1 protein-coding gene is annotated in these 2,760 nt (G+C 68.3%); it reads left to right on the top strand.

Going from position 1 to position 2,760, the window contains the following annotated elements; all coding sequences use genetic code 11:
• Positions 1-140 precede the first annotated feature (140 nt).
• A partial coding sequence (locus AC1DU6_RS26210; protein ID WP_477860700.1) for a hypothetical protein occupies positions 141-2,760 on the top strand: 2,620 nt, incomplete at its 3' end.

Genomic DNA, 2,760 nt, shown 5'->3' with positions numbered 1-2,760 from the left:
CAACGCGACCCATTGCCATAGCGTTAACAGGCCCGCGCTACGTGGACTCGTAGTTGCGAGGGCGATACCCCTGCAACTACTGTTGATCGCCGGGCAGGAATGCACATCAGGCCCATCCGCCATAGACAAGGAGAGAGTGAATGCTTGACGCCGTAGGGTCCAGTTCTTTCGTCGGCCGGGACGACGCCGCACAGGCCGAAGAAGCGCGTCGCCGTGCCGAGGAGGCCGCACGCCGCGCCGCCGAGGAAGCGCGCCGCCGTGCCGAGGAGGCCCGCCGCCGCGCCGAGGAAGCCAAGCGCCAAGCCGAAGCCGCGCGCAAGGCTGCGGAGGAAGCGCAAGCCAAGGCGGAGCAGACCCGGGCCCAACAGGACCAGGAGAAGGCCGCGAAGCTGAAGGACGAACACAAGGCCAAGCAAGCAGATGCGCTCAAGGCCGAAGCCCAGGCCGTGTTCAAGGAGAAGGAACACGGTCTCGCCAAGGCCAGGCTGAAGGACGCGCAGGACAACCGCGCGCCGGCCGCGCCGTCGGCCGCCACCCAGGAAGCGCAGAAGCAGGTCGACAAGGCCAGGGCGACCTACGCCTTCTACGATCCATTGGCAGCCGCGCCCCTCTTCAACAGCGGTTCGCCCTTCGTCAACGGCCTGGGGCCGCTGCGCGCCACGCCTCCGCTCGGTGGCAACAACCCGCTGTCGCCCGGGCTGGGGCCCTTGCAGCCAAAGCCACCCCTGGGCGGCAATCCGCCACCGTTCCTGCAGCCCATGCAGGGCGTGCCCGTCGCCAAGCATGACGTCGACGGCTATGCCCAGCAGATCCAGGACGTCTACGCCCAGTCGGGCGCCGCCACCGCTGCCCAACAGCTCGCGCAGGCGATGGGCGACACGAGCCTGAGCCCCGAGCAGCGCAAGCAGCTGATGGCCAAGGCCCAGCCGGTGGTCAGCAAGCTTGCCGAGACGGCGGGCCAGGAGGCGCGCCACACCGACCTGCCGGCCGACGGCCAGGCCGGCAAGACCACGGGCATCGACGACAAGGCGGAGTACCACGCGTTGGTCGACGACCTGGCCACGGCGGCCGATGCCGCTGGCGACCCGGCGCAGGCGCGGCAACTCGCGCGCACGTTGCTGGATCACCTCGCCGCACCAGCCAAGCCAGGCGGTGGTGCCGACGGGCTCGACCTGTTCGGCGATGCCCTGCGCGCGCACAACGTCGGCAAGGGAGCGCTGCACGACGCGGTGCTGTTTGCCTTGCAATCGCCGCAGAACGCGCCGGCGGGCTCGGTGCTGGCGGCATCGCCCGACACGCTCGCGTCCACGGTGCGGCTGATCGCTGGCGTGCCGGAGCCGGCGGGCGTGGCAGGTGCGTCGCCCACCGACCTGGCGGCGATGAAGACCTACACGGACGACGAGATCGACCTGTCCCACGAGCTGCTGCTGGACGCGCGCAAGAAGGAAGCGGAGCTCGCCAAGTACAAGCCCGGCAGCGAGGACTACGAGAAGGCGGCCCAGGCCTACCGCAGCGCCGCCAACCTGACGATCCGGGAACGCGCCAAGAGCGAGCAGGCCATCGCGGCGGAGCTGCGCCAGACCTACAAGGCCGACGCGAAGAACGCGGTGGCCACCGAGGATGCGGCGCACGAGATCGCCAAGCGCTTCCGCGACGACCCAGAGGCGCAGATGGTGGTCGACGCTGCATTGAAGACGGTCAAGACCGAGAACGCCCAGCAGCGCGACACCGGCAACAAGCTCTATGAGTTCCACCGCGCGACCGACCAGGTCACGACGCTGCAGGCGCAGCTCAACGCGACCGGCCACACCGACGAGGGCGCCTACAAGACGGCCCTGGCTGACTACGAGACCAAGCGCAATGCCGTGATGGAGGCCTTGGGCCACGAGATCTCGTTGGCCACGGCCGGGCAACCGGACGGCGCCGCGCGCGACAAGGCGATCGACGATGCCGCGATGGGCCTGGTCGACCGCTACCTGGGTGACGAAGACCTGACCCGCATGGCCGCAGCGGCGCGCATCATCAGCCACACCGAGAGCGCCAGCGGCACGACCAACCAGATGCTCGCCCTCGGCAAGGCGATGCCGGCCGACACCAGCCTGCAGATCCGCGAGTTGGTGATGTCGGACCCGGGCGTGAAGAAGCTCGTCGACAGCTATGTGAACGAATCGGCCCAAGCTGTGACCGATGCCTACGACAAGGGCGTCAAGGACTACAAGGACGAGTACGGGGACACCTACCGGCGGGACAAGAACTATGCGGCGCCCGCCACGGCGGCCACGCGCAAGTTGATGGAGCTGACCGACCCGGCCAAGCATCCCGAACTCACGCCCGAGACCACGGCGCGCATCGTCAACAAGCTCTTCGGTCCGGACGGCAACGGCACCCTGGACAAGGTGATCGACGACGTCTCGCTGCATGGCGACCACTCCGCGGAGCTGATGACGATCGACGGCACGCCTGAGGGTTTCAAGTCCTTCCGCGGCATGGACAACGACATGCTGATGGGCTACGGCCTGAAGGACTTCGACGAGATCATCGGCGGCGTCAGCACGGTCATCGACCGCGCCGCGGCCGGCTCGCATCCGACTGGCAACAGCGCGGACGGCAAGCCGGTGATGGCCTGGGAATCGAGCGAGGTTCAGAAGGCTGTCGAGTCTGCCGGGCAGTCCTTCACGATGAACATCGTCGAGAACTGGGGGCCGCAGCAGGGGCGTCTCAATGGCGGCTTCCAGCGCGCCATCGCCAACGGTTCAGGAG

It is taken from the genome of Roseateles sp. P5_B10 (assembly GCF_056400485.1).
This window is presented reverse-complemented; position numbering and strand designations above follow the sequence as displayed.